Below are 21517 nucleotides of genomic sequence, written 5' to 3' on the forward strand. Positions count from 1 at the left end.
TAATCTCCCAAGTCCCGTCGAATATAATACCGAACGCTAAGCTATCACTTGAATCTTTATCCAGTTCGCGAGGAACTCATTTACCTGTGCGGTACGTTCGAAAAAACCTTTCTTACACCACTCTCCCATTCGGTCAGAAAATGTGCATATATAGCACTGCACTCCCTTATTCAGATTAAAAACACGTGTATATCCCCCCTTCCTCTGCCTTACTTTAGATTTGAACGCGTATAGTACTTCTTGCCGTTACTTCAGTTTAGTGTATAGCACCACTCTCCCCTTACTTCAGGTATGTATCTACATAGCTGTGTAGCTGTAGGTATCTGGTTTAAATGAATTATATTTTTGTCAACAAACAGCATCCTTTTATCATTGGGACCAGCGCACTCATTATAGTAATATCATATGGCATCCGATGAATAACCGTCGTCCACTATGTAGGGCGTGCAATCATTGCCTTAATGTCCCGTTTAGCGTTCCCCTCCCATTCAGTCAGAAAATTCATTCGCATTTTCGAGACAACGTTGTTCCACGTTAACTATAAAATTATTGCTAATTGTTAGTTACCCTCCTTGAAGTCAGAACATTTGTTCGTTATAATGTACATAAGAACATTTGTTCTTAATTCATTTGAGGAGGATCAAGCGATGAACGGATGGCAATCTATCGACAAATTGGAGGACCTACAGCATCATTATCCTTCGGAATCCTCCTGCGTGCCCTTCTTATTTGAGTTAAAGTGGCCTCAGGGCTTTGTCTGTCCGCGTTGCCGGCACACCGGTGTCTATATCATCCGGACACGCCGGCTTCCACTGTACGAGTGTCGCGCTTGCCATCATCAAACCTCGCTGACAGCTGGAACCGTCATGGAAGGCAGCCGCACCCCCTTGCGGAAGTGGCTCACGGCGTTCTGGCTCGTCTCCCGATCCGATACCGGCATCAACGCTGTCCAACTCAGCTCGGTACTCAAAGTTACCTACAAGACTGCCTGGTCGATATTGCACAAAATACGTATTGCGATAAGCCGTGATGATAGCAACCGATCACTGAATGCGTCCGTTCAAGGTATCGTGACCTTCCTCGGTCGCTCTTTTCGCCCAACCTCTAACACTCTGAGCCTTCATCCTCAGGAATGCCCTCTCATCGTCTCCACTTCCGCCACGCCTGACGAGGAGAATATCGTTCTCAAGATGAAGCTTGTGAACCGGAAAGACATGTCCGGCAAACTCCTGCTTCGTTCGGGTTGCGACAACTTTATCGCTCATCACGTCTCTGAGTCCGTCCCCGAGGTTTCGATAATACGTCAGGACTTTCGAGTCAAGCGCAGCAGCCGCTTATACCGTGCATTTAGCCAGGCTCGGCGCTGGTTGAATGATACCTTTCACGGCCTAGGCGAAAAACACCTTCAGTTATACTTGGACGAATATTGCTTCCGCCACAACGCGTCTGCCCATCATGAATCCGCATGGGGACGCTTGTTAGACTTGTGCATGTCTACAGACACCGGATCCGTAACCCGGTACTGCTCCACCCCAAACCCTTCACATCACGCTCCATATCGCAGAGCGGTATGACACGGATAGATTAAACCTCACAAATTGACGAGGTTTAGTGTGACGGAAAGTGTAGCATATCGTTATGCCTATGGAGGCAGATATTTATCCTTTCCCAAGAAAATCCTATTCGGGTACACACGCATAGCTTTCGGTGTAACGGTAGCGCTCTCTATGTGAGGATGGTACGCCCACAGAGTCTGTTTTGTGTAGCAGTGACTCTCTCTGTGTAAGGATGGTACACCCACAGAGTTTGCTTGGTGTAGCAGGGGCTCTCTATGTGTAAGGATGGTACGCTCACTGAGTCTGTTTGGTGTAGCATGGGATCTCTGTGTAAGGATGGTACGCTCACTGAGTCTGTTTGGTGTAGCAGTGACTCTCTCTGTGTAAGGACGGTATACCCACAGAGTTTGTTTGGTGTAGCAGGGGCTCTCTATGTGTAAGGATGGTACACCCACAGAGTTTGTTTGGTGTAGCGGTAGCGCTCTTTCTCTGAGTGAATGGGAGAGTGTCGTCATAAGGGGAGAAACAAAGGATATCGATGTTAGTCCAATCCTCGAGTCGTATCGTGTGCATAAGGGACGTCATCGAACATACAAGAGCAGCGATTCATCCACGGCCGAATCAATGTCACGATGACTGTTCATTATATCTCAGGAAGTATGTCGGCAATACAGCACGCGGCGCTTTCTGAGCGATGGGGAGATTGGATCAATGTAAAGTAACGGAAACGAGAAAGGCCCATGATAGGATTAGGTTACTGCTAACCTTTTAACTAAAAAGGCAGACTGCCGAGTTACTTCGTCAGTCTGCCTTGATGAACCCAGTGGCGCAGGCCTACATATATTTATATTGTGCTGCTACAAGTCCGTAGTACGTACCGCGCATGCGCATCAACTGCTCGTGCGTGCCCTGCTCTTGAATGACACCGTGATCCAGAACGACGATATTGTCGCAGCCCCGGATCGTCGACAAGCGGTGAGCAATAATGAATGATGTGCGCCCTTCCAGGAGCGTCTTCAGCGCTTCCTGAATCTTAAGTTCTGTCTCGGTATCAATGCTCGCCGTCGCCTCATCCAGTATGAGAATGCGAGGGTTCGCAAGCAATGCGCGCGCGAACGAGATCAACTGGCGTTGCCCCATAGAGAGAACGTTCCCGCGCTCCTGTACTTCCGTATCGTAACCGTCTTTCAGATTTACGATAAAATCGTGTGCGAAGACGGCTTTCGCGGCCTCCTCGACTTCCGTGTCCGTCGCATCCAAACGTCCGAAGCGGATATTATCGCGAATCGTTCCGGAGAAGATGAACGTATCCTGCAGCACGATCCCAATCTGGGAACGCAAGCTTTCCAGCGTTACATTCCGTATGTCAAAGCCGTCAATTGCAACCCGGCCTTCCGTCGGGTCATAGAAGCGGCAAAGCAAGTTAATAATCGTGCTCTTCCCCGATCCTGTATGTCCTACGAGTGCAATCGATTGTCCCGCCTGAGCAGACAAGGAGATGCCGCGCAGCGCTGGACGTCCCTTCTCATATTCGAATAGAATATTCTCGAATGCGACATCACCATGAACCGGCGGCAGCTGCATCGCATGATCCTCTTCGCCTACGGACGGCTGTTCGTCCATGAACTCGAAAATCCGCTCGGAAGACGCCATCGCGATGAGCATCTGTGAATACATCTGACCTAGTCGGTTAATTGGTTCCCAGAAGTTTCCAACGCACTGAGCGAAGGCGAATAGCACGCCGACGGTAATTACATCACTTTGAATGAGATGAGAGCCGTACATGAACAATACGAATGCCCCAATGGCGCTCGTAATTTCGATGACCGGACCGAATGTTTGGTTCAACGCGGATGCACGGTCCCACGATTTCTTGTTCACACTATTCATGTGATCGAAGTAATCCATGTTCGCTTGCTCTTGTGTGTACGCTTGCGTAACACGAATACCTTGAATCGCCTCGTTTAAGTGCGAATTGATGCGCGACTGCTTGATCCGCACATCCTGCCAAGCGAAACGGATACGCTTCCGCAGCTTCGTCGATACAAGAAACATAATCGGCACGGTAATCATAACCGCCACCGCGAGTTGAACATTCAAGAACAATAAAATAATGATAATACCAAGCAATTGCATACAATCGACCAATGTATTGACGGCCCCGTTCGTAAACAGTTCCTGCAAGGAGTTGACATCATTCGTCACCCGGACGAGCACGGAACCTGCCGGCCGTTTGTCATAGAAATGAAAGGACAGCTTCTGAATGTGCTTGAACAAGTCGGCGCGCAAATCGTAAATGATGCGCTGTCCGATTACGTTCATAAATTTGATGCGGAACGTGTTTGCCCCCCACTGTATAATATACAGTCCGAGTGCGGTACCTGCGATGATATAAAGCAGTCGCAGAGAAGGATTGCCGTCCGCCGGTTGAATGGCGTGGTCAATCGCATAACTGATGAGAAAAGGTATTGCCAGCTTCGTTATTGTCCCAAGCACCATCATCACGATCAGAACCGGGAGCAACTGCCGTTTATACGGCTTCATGTAGACGAGCAGCCGCCGCATCTGCGCCCAGTTAAACGGCTTCTCGATGACGTCATCATCTTGATAGACGAAGCGTGAACGTTTCGTTGTATCGGCCGCAGCGTCAGAGATAACGCTTCCATGGCCTGCAGACCTTCGCTCGGCAGCCGCGGATGGGTTTCCTCCACTCATGCTCTCACCTGCTCTCTCGTCGACTCAGACTCCCCTTCGAGTTTGTCTGCGTATTGAATATAGAATACATCTTGATACGTTCCCGGCTCTTGAATGAGCTGCTCGTGCTTGCCGCGTTGTACGATACGGCCTTGTTCCAGCACGATAATCTCGTCGGCATGGCGCAAGGACGAAATACGGTGTGCAATAATGAACACGGTGCGTCCTCTCATGACCTCCTTGAAGCCGGCTTGAATTTCATGCTCGGTCTCCATATCTACGGCGCTGGTCGCATCATCCAAAATAAGAATCTTCGGATCTTTCAAGAGTGCCCGCGCGATAGCAATCCGCTGTTTCTGGCCTCCCGACAACCCCATGCCGCGTTCTCCGACAATCGTATCGTAGCCTAATGGCAGTTCCATAATGAATTCGTGCGCCTTCGCCAGCTTCGCTACACGAATGACATCGTCCATTGTCACATCATCGCGGCCGTATGCGATATTGTTATAAATCGATGATGAGAACAGGAACGTTTCCTGAAATACGGTCGCCATCTGGCTGCGCAAGCTATTTAAATCAATGTTGCGGATATCGTGACCGTCTAGCGTAATTTTTCCTTGCTTCACATCATAAGCCCGCATCAGAAGTTGAATGACGGTCGACTTACCGGAGCCTGTACCGCCAAGCAATCCAATAACTTTGCCTGGTGTGGCGTCTAACGTAATATGACTGACCGCGTCAACCTCTCCTTCATAGCGGAAGGTGACGTCCTCAAATTTCACATGGCCTTGAACCTTATCGTCTTCCAGCATAATAGGGTTCGATCGGGTCTCGATATCAACCTGAGTCTCCAGCAGTTCCAACACACGTTCACCAGAAGCCTTCGACTGCGTATAGTTATTAATGTGGAACCCAATCCCCCACATCGGTCCGATAATGTACCATATCATGCTAAAGAAAGCAACCAGCTCGCCCAGCGTCAGCGAACCGTTGATTACTTTCGTTCCGCCCATAGCAAGCAGCAGCACGATGCAGAAGCAAGCGAGCATTTCCATAATCGGAAAGTAGCGGCCCCACAACGTGGCAGCGAAAATCTGATTATCTTTGTATGCCTCGTTACGCGAGGAGAACTTCTCCACCTCAAAGTTCTCGCGCGCAAACGATTTTACCGTACGCACCCCGGTAATATTCTCTTGTACCGCTGTCGTCAGCTGGCTGAAGGTAATTCGCATTTCGCGAAACGCGGGATGAATTTTCGATTCGAACCGCATCGCAACAAATACGAGAAGTGGAATTGATACGAGCGTAGTTAGCGTTAACTGCCAGTCTATGGAAAACATCATGGCAGCACCAAAGACTACCATCAGCACCATATTTAATATTTGCGCAAACCCAAATCCGACAAAATTGCGGATCGCTTCTAAATCCGCGGTCAAACGAGACATTAAATCGCCCGTCCTCGCTTTGTCGTAATAGCGGAACGACAAAAATTGCAGCTTACGGTAACACGCGTTGCGCATTTCGTACGCAACGTGGTTTCCAAGGCGCCCGCCGAAGAAACCGTGCAAAAATTGTAGGGTGCCTTTTACGCTGACAACGATAATAACCGTTAACGCCAGCCAAGGCACCCATTCGAACCGATTTTCTGCTATAACGTCGTCGATTAAGATGCGCAGTAGATTGGGATATACCAATCCAAGCGCGGTCGCGACCATTAAGCAGAACACCGATGCGAACAGCAGGCCTCTCTTCGGCCAATAAAACGAGCCGAGCTGCTTGAAGACGTTCATTGGACTTCTCCTCCCCATTATTCGTTCTTCGTGAGATGTAATGCAGTTTATCATCAGGCATATTCAACGGCAAAACGGCAATTTCGTCATAATATCGACTATCCCTCCTTAAATCGAGATTACTTGGAACGAATCCAATCGTTTCTTTTAAATCGTCGGTTTTCCTTTAATCCTAACCCCTATCCACAAAAGAAAGCTTACCCTGCTTAGTACAGAGCAAGCTTCTAAGGAACATTGATGCTGATTTGATATAGAAACTACAACAATTCATCTCATGATAATGTCCGTTCTATTGCCTTCATGACGGCGCGCAGCGGCTCCGGATCGTAATCGGTTCGGGAAGCATCCGCCAACCGATCGGCATGCACGTGCACCGCATCAGCAAGCTCGGAATGGAGCACTCGGACAGTGTCCGTGAGATGGTACGCAATATGCTCTACGAACCGCTCCCGGTGTTCCTGAATAGCTGATGTTACGGCTTGCAGAGCACGTTCCTCAAGCGCTTGCCTCAGCCCATCGCGTCCCCCGCCTTCAAAGAATGATTTGCTGTTGCGGAAGAAGCTGCGGAGCCAACGTGTCGTCATGTCCTTCAGCCAGTCCCCTTCCGTTACATCCGGCGTTGGCCAAGACGGCAACGATTCGGCGGTCACAGCAAAGCCCGGCAAGTATTCCTCCACCTTGCCAGCCAGCTGCATACGATAGCTTACCGCAAGCCGCTTCGCGGATTGTTCCAGTCTTAACGTCGTCGCGTACAGCTCATTCGTCAGTTCCTTCATAAACGTACGGGACCATTCCAAGTAACACCGCTCCAAAGCCGTATCAATGTTCTGTTCATCCTTGCGCAAGGAGGCCGGGTTGAACGCATAAGCGAATCCGTCGTTGAAACGATATTGCAGCCGCTGTCTGACATGGTACAGCAGCTCATCCGCTTCCTGCTCGATGCGCTTTCGTTCATCCCGCTGCAGCCATTCATCGCACCGCCTGATCGATTCGGCTTCTGCAGACCGGATACGCTCCGTCTGCTTCGCCCTCTCGGATGCATCCGCATGCGCAGCATCCCACATAGCTTTGAGTTGAGAATCCACTCTTCGTATATCGTTCAGTGCCGCATCGACGCTGAGCGTTGCTAGCTCCTCGGAAGCAAATCGCATGAAGGCCTCCTCGAAGTCGGCAATTCCGGACTGAGCCAACGGACCGGTTAGCCCGCTCAGCTTCGCATCCAACGCCTGCAGGCTCGACACCGGGAACAAGCGCGGCTCCCGGATACCGAACTCAAGCAAACGCCCGCTCACATATTCCATGACGCTGTTCAATTCTTCATCAGAAGCAGCGAGGTCAGCCGCGTTCACGACAAAGAACATTTTATCCAGTTCAAACGCATCCTTCACCCGCCCGAGCTGGGTCAAAAATTGACGGTCCGCCTGCGAGAAAGCATGGTTGTAATAGGTGACGAACAAAATGACGTCCGCATTCTTCATATACTCAAAGGCTACTCCGGTATGGCGGGCGTTAATGGAATCCGCTCCCGGTGTATCGACGAACACGAAGCCTTGTTCCGTTAAGGGGCTGTCGATAAACAAATCAATCCGTTCCACGAAGGCGGACTTCCATTCCTCTCTGACGTACTCACGATATTCCTCCGCGCTAACGTGCAGGGATTCGCCGAGATGCTGCCGTGCGCCCTCGTAGCCTCTCTTCACCGCCTGAATGAAGCTGTAATGCGGGCGGCCTGACGGATGCAGTGTATCCGGGCGATAGCGGTCGATGGCTATGAGCGCCTTCTCCATGCTCATGGCAGACGTATTAGCCTCGCCCATGCTTTCCAGTGCGAAGCGAAGATCAGCCAGCATCTTCGCTTCGCTCTTCATTGTGACGCGCGCCGTGTCATGCGGGTGCGCGTCTGTCGGCGCCGCAATCGTATTGATGGCGGCGGTCGTTGGATTGGGCGAGACCGGCAAGGCGTCTCGGCCCATCAGGGCGTTCGCGAAGGAGGACTTGCCGGCGCTGAACGCCCCGAACAACGCGACGGTGAAGCGGTTCGTGCCGAGCCGCTCCGCCTTGTCGCGCAAGCCCTGCGCAAGCGGCTTCACGGCAGGAAGCCGTTCGAGCGCGTCCGCCGCCTGCTTGAGCCGCGTCGCGGCTTCCAGCAATCTGCGGCGGGCACGGCTTGCATCCGCTGCATGACGCGATGCGCGGTCTGATTCCGGCAAATGCGTCGGCGCGTTGGCGCCGCTCGCTGGCGCCAGGTTCATCGGTTCAGGAGAAGATATACCTGAACCAGTCCTGCGCTCGTCAGACGTCGTGTCAGGCTGTCTAAGGAGCAGGTCGTCCCCTTCTGCCTCAACATGCTTAGGTACCGGCAGCAGAGCAGCCAATCCGCACGCGGACACATCGCTTGCTTGAACAGCTTCCCATGAGCGCAGCATTTGCTCTGCTCTGCCTCGAAGGTCACGCTCGCGTGCTGTGATGCGGCTATCCGTCTCTAACTCAGCGTCCAGCTTCGCTGTTCTCTTCCGCAGCTCGTCTGCTTGTGCGCCATACTGCATACCGAGCGCGTACAAGTATGGCTCCGCCTGCTTCATCACTACCCGGCGCAGGAGCGCCTTCGCTTCATCACTGATGGCGCGGCTATAGGTTAGCGTATACTCTGCCGTCCCCCACGCGCCAGGCTGAACCTCCTGCTGCAGCCATGCTTCATCCAGCTGCGGCAGGGCAGCTTCCATCTCCGCTTGCGCTGACAGCTCTTCCGCTCCCGCTTGACGAGCCAGCTCCCTTAACAGCTGGATAACGTGCACCTCCGCATTCGCGCGCAAGCCTTCCTTCCACAAGGCTCCAAAGGCTTGCAGCCGACGCTCCCGCTCGGCGGCGGTCTTGGCGGCTGTAAAAAACAGCCCGACCTTAAATCCGGGCTTCAGCGTCTCCAAGTATGTCTGCGCCATATCCCGCGTTACTGCCGGCGTAAGGTTCGCGTCGCGCAACAGCTTCTGCACAGCCGTCTGAAACGACGACTTTATTGCTTCTGCCTGCCGATCCGCTTCATCCAGCTGTGCTGTCAGACGAGCATGCTCTTCACGCAAGCCTGCAACTGCTTCTGAGCCGCCCGCCTGCTCCACCCATAATTGCCGCTCCTGTTCAAGCGGCTCCGCCAATTGCTTCGCATGCGCTTCGATTAATTCACGCGCAGCCTGCTCTACGCCATACCTGATAAGCCGCTCGCGGTCTTGAACGCTCTGCCGCAAATAACGCTCGAGCGCCTTCCATTCATTGTGCGGATGGTTCGGCTCCTTTAACGTTACAAAGAAGACGGCAGCCGGATGCAGCTGCCACGCTTCCAGAGCGCGGCTTACATCGTCTTGATACGCGGCGAACGTAAGCTCCTGCTCCCGATGCTTATCGATTTGATTGACGATCCATACGAGCGGCTTGCCCGCATCCGCCACTTCCTTGGCGAAGGCGAAGTTATATTCAGATTGGACGTGATTGTAATCCGTCACATAAAATACGACATCAGCCAAGTGCATGGCAGCTTCCGTGGCCGCCCGGTGTGATTCGTCCGTGGAATCCACTCCAGGCGTATCCAGCAGGGCGACTCCGTTCTTCAGCCAATCCACGGCATCATATATGATGACACGTTCTACCGTCTCGCCATCGCGGCATACTTCAGCCAACTGCTCAAGCGGAACCGTTTCGGCAGATTGAGCCTCGCTCGCTGCGTTCCGGCGGATAACCTCGGCGCGACTGTCACCGTAGCGTACGGTCACGACATTGGCGCTAGTCGGTATAGGACTCGACGGCAGTAAATCTCTGCCGCACAACTGATTGATAACGGTCGATTTCCCTGCGGAGAAATGCCCGCAAAAAGTCATCATTAACGTTTGTTCCTGCCATTTCGCAAGCAGTTCACGCATCTTGGCGCTCTGCAGCATATCGCCAGTCTGTTCCATGGAGCTTGCGTTTTCCTGCAACCAGACTGTAAGCGAATCTGCGCTGTCCACTGCAGCTGCGGCTGCTGTTCTCCATTGCTCGTGATTCGTTTTTACCATCATTGCATCCCCCGGTGACCATAAATATATATAGAAAAAACCGAGTCAATCGGCTTCCTCTTTTTGCCTTTGACTCGGTTTCTAGTGTACCATATTTTGCTGTTCGGGGAGAATGATTTCGAACTGTTCTCCGTGCTGCAATATCGTTATGTCTTGATCCTTGACGCGCATGACTACGACATCCCGCTTCTGCCGCATCCGTTCTACATATTGCTCGGGCACTTCACCTGCTCCATATATCGTTATGCCGTCAATTTCCCGCTCCTCGTCATCTTGAAGAGGAGTTTGAAGCACCTTTTCATAAATATCAGAGAACTGTTCAAAATCATTCGTATAAACCGAAATGCATTTCATCACGACCGACTCCCATCCGTATTCATTTATTTTCCAGTCTTTCTCGGTTTGGTCGCTTTCATACGTGCTTTCCCCACTCGACAGCAATCGATCAGCGGGCAAATTTCGCACCGCGGAGATTGCGCTTTGCAATGATAACGTCCAAAAAAGATTAACCGATGATGCGTAATTGTCCACTCTTCCCGTGGCACTTTACGCATCAACTTCTTCTCGACTTCCAACACGCTGTCAGTCTCATCTGCCAGCTTCAGCCGTTTCGAGACCCGCTCAACATGCGTGTCCACCGCCATCGCAGGTACGCCAAACGCATTGGATACGACGACATTCGCCGTCTTCCGTCCGACCCCCGGCAGCTCTGTCAACAACTCATGCTCTTGCGGCACTTCGCCATTGTATTTGTCAATCAGCATCTGACAAAGCTTTTGAATATTTTTAGCTTTGTTCCGAAACAATCCGATGCGCCGTATATCCGATTCCAATTCTTCCAGTGGAACAGCTATATAATCTTCCGGCTTTTTATATTTCTCAAATAACGTTGCCGTCACTTTGTTCACAGTCTCATCCGTGCATTGAGCAGATAAGAGAACCGCAATCGTTAATTCGAACGGATTTGCATGATATAACTCGCAATGCGCGTCAGGAAACATTTCCGCTATCGTATCCAATATTCGGCGTACGCGCGCGCTGGTTGCCACCCTTCCCCACTCCTTTCATCTAAAAACCGTCTCACCCTAAGGATGAGACGGCTCGTTCAACCCAATTGTATTTTAAGACAATTTCTCGATTTCAACAACCTGATTGTTAACAAAATAAAGCATAATATCTGTGCCCTCTTTCAGGGAAGAGAGGTTGATTTTGTCACCACTGGAGTGAATGTACGCATTTGGAGTTATTTTGAAAATGTAATTATTTTCCGAAAGCGAACGTTTTACATACAACTCACTATTTTGTGTATCATAGCGTGAATAGCTGCGCTTCGTGCCGCTAACCAGCTTCGCGACCGGCAAATCTTTCGCATCTTTGCGTACTTCAACCCGGTCTCCCGTTTTGAGTGCGCTCAGGTTCGAAGAAGACTGATCGACTTGAATTTGCGCATTTTTGCCGAGCTGATGCACCGACACATCGCCTGCATTGTCGCGAACTGTCAAGACGCCGGTGTTCGTATCGATCGAATCCACACGTCCGTAAGTAACTTGAACTTGACGCACTTCAACGATGGAACGTCCGTCCAATACGACATTTACGAAATCATTTGCTTTAATGTCTTCCAGCTTAATGCGATTGTCCTTCAAGTCATATACCGGTACGCCGCCGACATAGAACTCTTCAATAGTCGTGCCTGAAGAGCGCAACCGAATGCGGTTAGCGGAAGTGTCGCGGGACACGACTTCAAACTGCTCCGTTTGGCGAACAGCCAACGAGGAGATCGAAATCTGATCGTCCGTCAAGTAAGCGACAATCTTATCGCCATTGTTCAGATCAGTCAACGTCATATTGCTCTTGCCGTACTTCTCGACACTGAGCGTCGTGTTCTTAAATGGCAGCGTCACTGTCTGATCATTGGCAAGCTTCATCGTTACCGTCTTGGCGGTCGTGCTTGCAAATACGAACGTGCCCTCGAATTTGTTAACGAATTGGACGAGAATCGCATTTTTAGCCGTATATTGAATGTTCGCTTTGCGTTTGCCGTTTCTTAATTCGCTCGCAATATCATCCAGCGACACACGGTTCCCATTGTTTTCAAAACGAGTGCCATGGTTCAGGCTCAATACGTAAGGGTCTTTTTTCTCATCGACAACCGTCAACAGGTTGTTCGTCTTGTCATAGTTGAGAATCGTGACGCCGATAAGCATTTCGACTTTACGATTGACCGCCGTAATGCGCGATACGAGATCTTCGCTGTTCATCGTCAGCTCTACGCGATCCCCATACTCTCCGGCAATCAATTCATCGAAGGACGGGTTTTTCATACCTTCCATGACGATTTCGACATCACGCGCCAACATTTTTGCTTCCAGCTTGCCGTTGTCTTTCTTCACCGTCAGGCTAGTCTTTGCGGCGCCTTTTTCGTACAATGTGCCGGTAATCGTCATTTCCGCCAATTCAGTCAGCTCAATCGACTGAACAATGCTGTTTTTCACCACATATGTAATCGCGGCTTTTTCTTTCAAATCCTTGATGCCGTTCGTAAAAATCTGATCCTTGTATCTGACAATAGCGTCATCCGCTACCGTAAACGTCTCAGTGTCGCCGCTTTCCGGTTGAATCGTTATCGACTTGCTGGTGGCATCAACCGACACAATCGCGCCTTTGCCTGATTTGTTCACAGGACCGGACTTCACTTGAATTTCAATGATTTTGCGTTCGGTCGTGAACGTTTCGCGTTTCATTTCCAACACGCTGTCTGTCGTCATTTTGGAAGGCTCGATCGCATTGCCGCTTGCATCTTTAATTACGGTCGTGTTATCGAAGAAAACCTCCGTCAAATCTTCCGTTCCGTCGCTCTTCACATACATTTTATTGTCTCTGGCGACTACATATTTCAGTGTGGCGCTCGTCGTCTCTACTTTAGGCTGCGCATCGATTAATTCCACATAGGAAGCTACGCCCCCTTCTCCAACAACACGGATTTTCGTGTATAGAGCGATGTCGCTTGCCTTGATAGACTCTTCACTATCACCCTTGTAGTACGTCGTCTTGCTGTCGCGGCGGTACGTCTGTGACTTCCCGTCTTCGGTATAAAGACGAATCTCCTGATCGCTCAGGCTCATGGCATATCCGTATGTTTCCGTGGCATGCTGAATCGACGCAACCTTATCCCCACGGCTGAAGAACGTCGCGAGTTGATCACGCGTTACTTTTCCTTGCGGTTCAAAACGGTTGCCGGCCATGCCTGTCGTTATCTGCAAATCAACCGCCGTATTTACATAGCCGAGTGCAGACGAACTGATTTTGTTGTTGTCAGCGAATGAGGTTGGCTTATTTTGTGCCTTCGCTTCTGCTTCTTTGCCGACCGCGCGCACCAAAATCTTCGTGATCCATTCGCGCGTTACCTTCTCGTCGCCCCAAGGCTTCTTCGGATCCGGATTCGTCATCTCTTCCTTCTTATCCAGCAGACCCTTCTGGAACGCAAGCACGACGTAAGGCTTGAAGTAATTGCCTACCTTGAAATCTTCCGGCAGCGCAACCGTTTCCGTCGTATTCAGATCTCCTTCAAGTCCCATGAAGCGAATGGCCATCGTAATCGCTTCTTGCTGTGTAACATCGTCACCAGGACGGAACTTCCCGTTGTTTCCTTTCAGGATTCCTAATGCCGCAAGCTTATGTATATGCTTCTCTGCCCAGTGTCCAAGCTTGACATCGCTGAACATTGGGCTGACACCGGACGCGGTTGCAACCTGATTATTTGTTGGAGTTCCTGATTCCGCAGCCATTGCGATAGGCAATGATGTCATCGTTAAAGACAAGGCTAACAGCGCGCTCCCGATAGTTCTTGTCTTACGCATGCGGTTTTCGTGATTCAATTTCATTGTGCATCCCCTTCCACGGTTATTACGTTAAGATGTTCTTTTTCGACAAGAACAGGGGCAATTCCTGCCCCTGTTCTCCAATAAATATAGGTATTTTTAAGTGATTCATCATAATCGTTGTTCAATAGACACGTTTAGCCGATTAGCGCTTAATAGGATGCTCTAGCGTAACATGCCCCATGAGGCTCTCTACCGCTTCACCGTCTACTAGAACGTCGATCGCTTTTACTTCATTGAATTGGAACAGAGTCTTTGTTAGCGCCTCAAGCGCAAACTGCTCTCCGCCCGCTCCCAAATGGCCGTCTTCCGGAATATGAACGTCAATGACAAGCGTTTCGTTATCCATCTTGACTGATTTGAATTCGATTTTCTTCCACAATGGAATGTCGCTGTCGTTATCGGAAGATTGCAGCGCTTCGAGGACAGCTTTGTACTTCTCCTCGTCATTTGCGTACTGAATCTTCTTCTCATACGTCTTTAATCCCATCAATTCTTCGTCAGAGACATATACTTGTATGGATTGTTCTTGTTTATTATCTTTCTGCCCATCTGTCGGCGGCTGTTCCGTCGTCGGTTGTTCTGTCGTTGGCTGTTCCGGCTGCCCCGCATTCGTGGTAGGCTTAGAGCCGCACCCGGCAACGAGCGCAATGGACAATACGACAGCGGCAATTCCCCACCATTTACGTGTTGTCATCACTAATGACCTCCTTTACACCGTTCATAACGCAGCGCAGTGAAAAAAGTTGCATCTCCGCGGAATTAGAGCAAGCCCAAATAGTCTTGAATTCCTTTGACGATGTTCTCTGCGACGCGCGCTTGGAACTGCTCATCAAAAAGTTGGGATTCGTCATATGCATTCGTCAAATATCCAACTTCAAGCAGAATGGCCGGCATTTTGGTCTCGCGAGTGACATGGTGATCGGCCTTGCGCACCCCTCGGTCTTTGAGCTGCGTGCCTTCGACAAGATGCTCGTGCATCGTGTCGGCGAACGCTTTGCTTGCCGAGCGCCAGTAATAGGTCTCGGTACCGGTTACCGAAGGTTTATCTTTAATGCTGTTGGCATGGATAGAAACAAATAAGTCCGCTGCCAAATCGTTGGCTATTTTAGCTCGATCGCTCAGCTCCACAAACGTATCGTCTTCGCGCGACAATACGACGTGGAACCGATCGTCTTGACGAAGCAACTCGCTCACTTTCAAGGAAAGCGCCAAATTGAAATCTTTCTCATACCGTTTCTTGATGCTTACGGCGCCTGAATCGTGATCGCCATGCCCTGCATCGATAACGACCGCGTATTTACCGTCCGGCTTTGTCGGCTTCACAGGCTCTCCACCGCTGCCAGTGCCTGTGCCTGGAATCAGCGAAATGGTCGTCAATCCCTGGTCATTCGTCGCAACTTCTGCTTGAAGCGCATAATTCGCATCGATAACAAAACGAACGGTATTCGGATCGTTACTGAACATCGCAAAGCGAATTCGCTGCACATCTGGGTAGTCTGTAATTAACATTTCCCCTTGACCGCCATCACTGAAACCGAATCTTTCATAAAATGTGTCCGAGAATATGGTTCCCGGTAAATCAATAACGACACGATCAGGGTCTGTCATCGTCATAATTTTCGGTTTTACGTTGTAATCTGAAGCAATATGTAACTGGTTGTTCATAAATGAAAAATCGGTAATATGCGCATCTTCCGAATTCTCGTTGTGATTCGTTCCATCGGACGAAGTGTCTCCGCCGCCGCCATTCGCATCTTCACCGCTAGGTGTGCCCGCTGTCGGCGGAACGACGTCTGGAGATGACTCATCTGCTGTAAACAAGTACACCGACTTCGTGTCCTTGTCCCACTCCACCGTCAACCCCATGTTCTGCCCGACGAAGCGGAGCGGAACGAGCGTTGAGCCTGCTTTGACGATTGGAGTTACGTCCAATTGGACTTCTTTATCGTTCACTTTGGCCGTCTTCTGATTAACGGTCAGGTTTAAGCGTTTGCTATCGTTATATATGGTTACCGTCTTCGCCTTCCCGTTCCACCCAACCTTATACCCCAACTCTTCGGAAACGACGCGAATCGGAATCATGACCGAATTATTACTCATCGTGATTTTCTCCGGCAATTTAATGGAATTGCCGTTCAGGTACAAGCTCGGTTCAGGAGCAGCTTGAGCTTGTCCCATGTCGGGAAACAGTACGCACAATAACATCATCAGTAGCAACCCTACACCTAATTTTTGTCCTCTCTGCATCTTCACCTCTACATCCTTTCATGTTGTTCCGCTCTATATGTCTGTTTATTAAGAACGGACGTATTATTAGACGTATAAAAAGGACAAAAGTTGCGTAATTTCAACATAATTTGGTTAAAAATATCGTCCTCTACTTAAATGTAATTCAACATCCGTCTGCCACGCAAGAGGGTTCTTTAAATAAACTTTGACTTTCTTTGCGCGCAAATGACAAAAACCCGCGCTTCGGCATCGACATTCCTCGCATGAGGAACTACGAGACGGGCGTGGGCTTTTATGAACATGACTGCCACCAATGGATATGATCTCATCAGTGGATGAGTATTTAGGCGCTGACGGGAGAGCCGTTGTTCAACGCCACGGTCTGATTCGGTTCCCACATTTCGGGCTCGTGGGAGGACACAATGACGGTCCTTGCACGCGCATACAAGGCCAGCAAGGCAATGATACGCCGCTGTTCCGGGCCATCCACGTGTGTGAGCGGTTCGTCGAGCACCAGCATATCGGGAGCCCCGAGCAGTGATTGGGCGAGCATAAGACGGCGTTGATACCCGAGAGAGAGCCGGTTCACCCGGGTTGCGCGCTCACCCTTCAATCCGAATAATTCCAATAGCTTCAGGTGGGAGGCCGTGTCCGTCACGCCTTTCAATCCGCCCATATAAGAGAGAAATGCCAGTGCGGTCATATCCTCATACGGTATGGCTTCCCCGGGAACGAAGCCAATTCGCCCCCTCACGTAACTTAGCCGCTCCTGGTACGGGATGCCGTTGCAGCTAACCGTTCCCTTATCCGGCACGTCCGCAGAAGCAATGATTTGCAGCAGCGTTGATTTGCCCGCTCCATTCGGACCGGTAATGAGGTGCAGCCCCGTGTTGAATCGTAATTTCTCCACGTAGAGCCGGAACGATCCCCGCGCTTTGTACACTTGGTTAAGCTCTATCATGCCGGGCGCACCTCCTCACCCGCGGCATACGCACAAGCCAAGGAACGCCGCCACGCCGCCATCAACAACATGCCGCCCGCAGCCAACACCAGACAATCCGCTAGAGCTTGATAATCGAACCTGGGCTGTGAAGAGAGGTAGAGCATTGCTTCGCTTACTCCGTACCATACTGCCCAACCGATGACAGATGCCGCTACCCCCACTTGCCACCCCAGTCTGAATGTAACGTAGGTCAGCAGCCCACAGACGAATACGGTAGGTGCCATCCACGAGAGTAGGAATGGGAAGAACAGCAGTTCATTCAGACTGGCGTAGACAATGATAGAGCCCGCGATACCGAGCAGCAGATTGCAAGCAAGCACGATAACTGTCCTTGTCATCCAAATGAGTGCCGGTGGATACGGGGTGACTGCTTCTACCAACCGCATCCCTTCATCCTGCGGGCGGACCGCATACAGCCATCCTGCCAGCATGAACAACGGTACCGCGTACGAAAATGCCCCTCTCACCAGATCTGTGCCCATCTGACTCATCGAGACCGCACTAATCAGCATGGCGAACAAAGCAAAACTGGCAATCCAGTACCAATGCGAATATAGATTCAACTGCAGCTTGACGAGCGCCGACATGCGCGGATCCTTGCGCGGCTCAGATGCTAACCAGGCAAATGCGTCTCGGTGCTGTTCAGCAGCGTGCTTCTTCTCGGCCAAGCTGTGGAACGACGGCCTTAAGCTGGACAGCAGCCGATCCGTATCATCCGGCAAGGGTGAGGATACGACGTAAGGCGGCATGGCAAGACGCACTTCGCGCTCAAGCTCCAACCATTCCTCTTCGTTTCCGGAAAACATGTCTGCCTGTTCAGGAGCCTCCCGTTTATCTTTTTCCATGCGCTATTTCCTCCTTCTCGTCTGGCGATGGCTCTCCCTCTTGGTTCAGCAGTGTTTTCAGCTTCCGCAGAGCGGAATACAGGCTTGCTTTCACCGCGCTTAATCCCATATCGAGCGCGTCGCTAATTTCTTGCAGCTTCAAATCGTGATAGAAGCGGAGCGTGACGATTTGGCGTTGCGTAGCGGACAGCTTGTTCATGACGCGCAGCAGTTCGCGCCTCGTCTCCTGACGCTCAACGAGTTGCAACACACCGGCATCGTTCCGAACCGCCTCTTCAACGAAATCGTCGACAAGACTCTCCTTGCGCACTTCCTGCTTGCGGAACTGATCTTTGCATAAATTGCCGGCTACACGGTATAACCAAGGCCGGACCTGTTCTGGAACGGTTCCTTTCTCCATCTGTCGGATTAGCCGCAGAAACGTTTCCTGCACGGTATCCTCCGCTTTACGCCGGTCATGCAGCATTCGTTCCGCATAGGCCTGAATCGGTGCGTGGTAGCGCCGGACAAGCGTCTCAAATGCCGCTTCATCGCCATCTGCCATCGCCTTGACCAACTGTTCATCGGATATCATCCTCCCCCTCCTGTCCGTTGGCGACATGCCGCTCATTTTTATTTTTGTCTAATCGGTGTCATGGCTGACGGCCCACCGTTCCCTCTGTTCCAAACCGATAATGCTCACTACAGCCAGGACGATTGCCGCCACCGCGAACCCGATCCGATTGACCGTGAATACTGTCGCATCCGGCAAATGAAACGTCATCGCACTCGCGCTTCCAGTCAGCGCCCCCTTCGTCATCGATTCGAGCATCCACCATCCGAATGCAGCCGAAATTCCAACGTACCAGCGGCGCGTCCATACCATGACCGCGAGCGTTAGCGCAGCAAAGAAAACGCCGGCCGGCGCCACCATAGCCACCAGCTCCCACCAAGAAGCCGGGCGGAATACGGCTTCCGTGCCGCCGTACACATGCACGTTCACGGCCACCGTGCCGAAACGAAACTGATATACGGCATACCAGATCGCTTCATACAGCAGCACGGCCAGCACGGAAAGCGATAACTTGCGCATGACGAGACTAACGTGCGAGATTGGCCATGTGCTCACCAGCTCCATCATGCCAGCGGACCACTCCCGCTGCGTCAAGATCCCTGTCATCATTACGGTGAATGGAATCGCAGCCCATTCATGCATGTAATGGGCTGAAGGCGGATTCGCCTGGTTACACAGCCGGAGCGCCGCGAGAACGAGCGCCACGGCCCCTAGCGGGAGCGGTATCCAAGATACGCTTCCCCTCACATCCAGAACCCACAGCGCACGTTTATTCATCGTCACTTACCCGTTCCCATGCTTGTTCCAGCATGTCAATCGTTATTATCGGGTACTTCTCCGGCGGATAATCGGCGTTGCCGTAGTAATCGATATGCAGCCCATTAAAACGCTCGTACCATTCCGCCAACAGCTTTTTCAACCTGTTCGCGCCACCGTTGTCCAATGCTGCATGGAATTCGCCTTCAAGCTTGACAAGACGCTTTACATTCTCATTGTCCTCTTCTCCACGGAAAGACTTCGAAAATGATATATACGGCGATCGCTGCGACTCCTGCTCATCCAACCCAAGCTTGTCACGGGTGTGCATGACTGTGAATAACGCCCGGAGTTCCATTACGAAGGTGGGCTTCTCATCGTACGTTAACGATATGTTGAGCGCATCGTCACCGAACAGCAGACTGTTTATGATGCGCACAAACTGATAATTGTCCAGATTATGGTGCTTCAGTTCCGAAATAAGCATCGTATTGCCAGACACCTCTGTACCATATATCGATTGTTCCAAATAGCGCATGGGCATGTACAGAATTTGATTGACGCGCGGGTGAACAGGAAGCCATTCTTCGAAATAAGACATCGCCTCATCTACCTGATCGGCCATGCGTTCGGCTTCCCTGCGATTGCTCGGTGTCGTGACGATACGTGTGCCGTCCCTGCCGATTGGTATTTCAATGAAATAGCCTGCATATAGATGCACGCTTTTGGCTTGCTTGCTGGAAAAGTGCCAGCTTCCGTCGTCTGCCTGTTCTCCAGCTAGCGTGGCATAAACCGGCCGCTCGACCCCTTTCACAATGACATCGAATTCCTGCGGCTGCATCGCGATTCGGGTCCGATTCACGCGAATTTCCCGATTCGCATAACCATACATCAGATGATTTCCCGGTATGGGATACCATGCCAGATTTCCGTTCAATAATACCGTGCCATCTTGCAAAGCATGCGTAATTGCCTCTCCTCCATTGGAATACAACCTTTGAACGCCGGATATGTCGTATCGGAACGCAATCGATACGCGATCGTTCGCTTTCTTTCCGGTCTTCACCATAACAGCCGTACCCTGCCGATCATACTCCGCCGGTGCGCCGTCCACCGTTACTTCTTGAAGACGGAACGGAATATCGAGCGTGAACGGAACGGTTCCATCTGCATTCTTGTTCAGAGAGCCTGTCAGCAACGTCGTAATGACAGCACTGTCATCGCCGTCGGCTTGCACTTTAATTTCTGTCCTTTCCGCCTTAAACACCATTTCACTAGAACGTTCCAGCTCTTCGCCTGCGTTCTCCTCAACGTAACGTTCCGTCTCCTGCTTATACGTACCAAGTGACTCATATCGTTCGTTCCACAGCATCCCGTATGGCAGTGCGGCAAGAACCGCCAAGCCGATGCAGATCCAGCACGCCCGTCTCCACCAGAGCGGTTGCATGCCCGGCTGATTCCGCATATGTACGGCAACGGCGGACACGAACAGACAAATGACGAAGGCAAAGGCAAAGATGATAAATGCAAGCCATTCCTGACGCCGCCACACTTCGCCCCACGCCTCCAGCTGCCAACTGCTCGACAGATTAAATTGATTCAAGTGCAGCAGCCGCATAAACGGGAGCGTCAAAATGTCCAGCAGAACCAAGTCGATGAAATACGTGCCGAACATCCATCCGCACAGTCCGATCAAATAGACGACGCGATGGCGGATGCAGGCTGCCAGCGCCATGCCCAGCACGAGCGTGATGAGGTAGGACATTTCATAATGGGATACAAATGTCCACACGTGTGTCATATAGATGCCAGTCTCGATTCCGTGCGAGACGGCAAAATAGACGTATACTACCGCCATGACGACGGTGAATAAGCTCATATAGACGAAGCCGGCGACCCACTTGGCCGACCAGATGACCATTGAAGACCCAGGCAGCGCGGCCATCCATTCATATGACACCTTCCCGATATCGCGACGGACGAACAGGATGCCGAGCACAATTGGAATCACCAGGCTTAACGAGTGCTTCACCTTGTGAAAATCGTGCACATAAAGGTGCAGATCCTGTGACTGCGGCAGCGCGGCCTTCATCAAATCCCCTGCAAGCCATGCGCCGAACAGCAAAGGCAACGCCATCCATATCGGACTCCGCCACAACCAGCG

Annotated in this window: 14 protein-coding genes; 1 reads left to right on the forward strand and 13 read right to left on the reverse strand. The window is 51.2% G+C overall.

Annotated features, from left to right (window positions below; all coding sequences use genetic code 11):
• Window positions 1-647: 647 nt before the first annotated feature.
• The gene (locus LQV63_RS09020; protein WP_233696450.1) at window positions 648-1574 is read left to right on the forward strand and encodes a transposase; all 927 of its coding nucleotides are present in this window, start codon (window positions 648-650) and stop codon (window positions 1572-1574) included.
• A gap of 816 nt (window positions 1575-2390) precedes the next feature.
• Here LQV63_RS09020 and LQV63_RS09025 read toward each other — a convergent pair.
• The 13 genes from LQV63_RS09025 to LQV63_RS09085 all read right to left on the reverse strand — a co-directional run bounded on the left by LQV63_RS09025 (window position 2391) and on the right by LQV63_RS09085 (window position 21490).
• Window positions 2391-4271 carry an ABC transporter ATP-binding protein gene (locus LQV63_RS09025; protein WP_233696451.1) on the reverse strand — a complete coding sequence of 627 codons (1881 nt, stop codon included), beginning with the start codon at window positions 4269-4271 and terminating at the stop codon, window positions 2391-2393.
• Window positions 4268-6040, reverse strand: a complete 1773-nt coding sequence (locus LQV63_RS09030; RefSeq protein WP_233696452.1) for an ABC transporter ATP-binding protein — start codon at window positions 6038-6040, stop codon at window positions 4268-4270. The genes LQV63_RS09025 and LQV63_RS09030 overlap by 4 nt, the downstream gene beginning before the upstream one ends.
• Before the next feature lie 272 nt (window positions 6041-6312).
• The gene (locus LQV63_RS09035) at window positions 6313-10086 is read right to left on the reverse strand and encodes a dynamin family protein (RefSeq protein WP_233696453.1); all 3774 of its coding nucleotides are present in this window, start codon (window positions 10084-10086) and stop codon (window positions 6313-6315) included.
• 78 nt (window positions 10087-10164) lie between these two features.
• Window positions 10165-10437, reverse strand: coding sequence for a hypothetical protein (locus LQV63_RS09040; RefSeq protein WP_019421925.1), 273 nt, complete (start codon window positions 10435-10437; stop codon window positions 10165-10167).
• 26 nt (window positions 10438-10463) lie between these two features.
• Entirely contained in the window at window positions 10464-11132 is a 669-nt protein-coding gene (gene nth, locus LQV63_RS09045) for an endonuclease III (protein WP_325175867.1), read from the reverse strand.
• A gap of 72 nt (window positions 11133-11204) precedes the next feature.
• Window positions 11205-13967 carry an S-layer homology domain-containing protein gene (locus LQV63_RS09050; RefSeq protein ID WP_233696454.1) on the reverse strand — a complete coding sequence of 921 codons (2763 nt, stop codon included), beginning with the start codon at window positions 13965-13967 and terminating at the stop codon, window positions 11205-11207.
• Window positions 13968-14109: 142 nt separating this feature from the next.
• On the reverse strand, window positions 14110-14661 hold the full coding sequence (locus LQV63_RS09055) for a GerMN domain-containing protein (protein WP_019421922.1): 552 nt from the start codon (window positions 14659-14661) through the stop codon (window positions 14110-14112).
• A 65-nt stretch (window positions 14662-14726) separates the two neighbouring features.
• On the reverse strand, window positions 14727-16214 hold the full coding sequence (locus LQV63_RS09060; protein ID WP_233696455.1) for an N-acetylmuramoyl-L-alanine amidase family protein: 1488 nt from the start codon (window positions 16212-16214) through the stop codon (window positions 14727-14729).
• A gap of 325 nt (window positions 16215-16539) precedes the next feature.
• Window positions 16540-17157, reverse strand: coding sequence for an ATP-binding cassette domain-containing protein (locus LQV63_RS09065; protein WP_233696456.1), 618 nt, complete (start codon window positions 17155-17157; stop codon window positions 16540-16542).
• Window positions 17154-18044, reverse strand: a complete 891-nt coding sequence (locus LQV63_RS09070; protein WP_233696457.1) for a hypothetical protein — start codon at window positions 18042-18044, stop codon at window positions 17154-17156. Before LQV63_RS09070 ends, LQV63_RS09065 begins: the two co-directional genes overlap by 4 nt.
• Window positions 18031-18618, reverse strand: coding sequence for an RNA polymerase sigma factor (locus LQV63_RS09075; protein WP_019421918.1), 588 nt, complete (start codon window positions 18616-18618; stop codon window positions 18031-18033). The genes LQV63_RS09070 and LQV63_RS09075 overlap by 14 nt, the downstream gene beginning before the upstream one ends.
• Before the next feature lie 48 nt (window positions 18619-18666).
• Window positions 18667-19374 carry a hypothetical protein gene (locus tag LQV63_RS09080; protein ID WP_233696458.1) on the reverse strand — a complete coding sequence of 236 codons (708 nt, stop codon included), beginning with the start codon at window positions 19372-19374 and terminating at the stop codon, window positions 18667-18669.
• Entirely contained in the window at window positions 19367-21490 is a 2124-nt protein-coding gene (locus LQV63_RS09085; protein WP_233696459.1) for a M1 aminopeptidase family protein, read from the reverse strand. Before LQV63_RS09085 ends, LQV63_RS09080 begins: the two co-directional genes overlap by 8 nt.
• Window positions 21491-21517: the final 27 nt, after the last annotated feature.

It is taken from the genome of Paenibacillus profundus (genome assembly GCF_021369635.1).
Taxonomy (GTDB): domain Bacteria; phylum Bacillota; class Bacilli; order Paenibacillales; family Paenibacillaceae; genus Paenibacillus_B; species Paenibacillus_B profundus.

Coding starts and splice junctions, on each gene's coding strand:
- LQV63_RS09070 (WP_233696457.1), bottom strand. CDS start 18,044: ATGGAAAAAGATAAACGGGAGGCTCCTGAACAGGCAGACATGTTTTCC.
- LQV63_RS09075 (WP_019421918.1), bottom strand. CDS start 18,618: ATGATATCCGATGAACAGTTGGTCAAGGCGATGGCAGATGGCGATGAA.
- LQV63_RS09050 (WP_233696454.1), bottom strand. CDS start 13,967: ATGAAATTGAATCACGAAAACCGCATGCGTAAGACAAGAACTATCGGG.
- LQV63_RS09030 (WP_233696452.1), bottom strand. CDS start 6,040: ATGAACGTCTTCAAGCAGCTCGGCTCGTTTTATTGGCCGAAGAGAGGC.
- LQV63_RS09085 (WP_233696459.1), bottom strand. CDS start 21,490: ATGGCGTTGCCTTTGCTGTTCGGCGCATGGCTTGCAGGGGATTTGATG.
- LQV63_RS09055 (WP_019421922.1), bottom strand. CDS start 14,661: ATGACAACACGTAAATGGTGGGGAATTGCCGCTGTCGTATTGTCCATT.
- LQV63_RS09065 (WP_233696456.1), bottom strand. CDS start 17,157: ATGATAGAGCTTAACCAAGTGTACAAAGCGCGGGGATCGTTCCGGCTC.
- LQV63_RS09080 (WP_233696458.1), bottom strand. CDS start 19,374: ATGAATAAACGTGCGCTGTGGGTTCTGGATGTGAGGGGAAGCGTATCT.
- LQV63_RS09025 (WP_233696451.1), bottom strand. CDS start 4,271: ATGAGTGGAGGAAACCCATCCGCGGCTGCCGAGCGAAGGTCTGCAGGC.
- LQV63_RS09035 (WP_233696453.1), bottom strand. CDS start 10,086: ATGATGGTAAAAACGAATCACGAGCAATGGAGAACAGCAGCCGCAGCT.
- LQV63_RS09060 (WP_233696455.1), bottom strand. CDS start 16,214: ATGCAGAGAGGACAAAAATTAGGTGTAGGGTTGCTACTGATGATGTTA.
- LQV63_RS09020 (WP_233696450.1), top strand. CDS start 648: ATGAACGGATGGCAATCTATCGACAAATTGGAGGACCTACAGCATCAT.
- LQV63_RS09040 (WP_019421925.1), bottom strand. CDS start 10,437: ATGAAATGCATTTCGGTTTATACGAATGATTTTGAACAGTTCTCTGAT.